Below are 526 nucleotides of genomic sequence, written 5' to 3' on the forward strand. Positions count from 1 at the left end.
CCAGCGCCCATTGCGTCAACGTGCGCGAGGTGGTCTGCGTCCAGCCGACTGAGCCGCCCTGGGTGCGGGTGAACGTCAGCATATAGTCATCCGGGTTAATCACTACTTCCTGGGGATGATCCCGAAGCATGCGCGCCTGCAGGGCTTTGCGGGCATAGACGTGAATGGGCTCCAGTCCGTCCAGGAAATTCGCGCCCTGCGCCTCGACCTGTGCAGCATGCACGGCATCCAGCAGCCGGCTTGCGTGCAGACGGTCGGCCGCGTCGGCACCCTGCAACCAGGCGGGCAATGCCTGTTCGGGCATTTCGCCGCGTGCCGGCGACGTCACAAACCAGGCCTGGGGCGCAGTCAACCGATGAAAGCGCTGCTTGTACCATTGCACATCGGGGAAATCCGACCAGCGTAGCGCCTGGAGGTCGCGCAGCTGTTTTTCCAGGAGCACCTGGGCCATGGCGTCGAACACGTCGTCTTGCGGTTCGCGCACCGCCCATTCCACGCGTCGGCCTGTGTAGCGACGACTCATGTG

At 64.3% G+C, this 526-nt stretch carries 1 protein-coding gene; it reads right to left on the reverse strand.

The genetic code is table 11. From position 1 onward, the window contains the following. Positions 1–484, reverse strand: a 484-nt coding sequence (locus tag AC0L20_RS39760) for a hypothetical protein (RefSeq protein ID WP_473295630.1), incomplete at its 3' end; no start/stop codon positions are given. Between the last annotated feature and the right edge of the window lie 42 nt (positions 485–526).

This window comes from Bradyrhizobium sp. Kon58 (assembly GCF_055807455.1).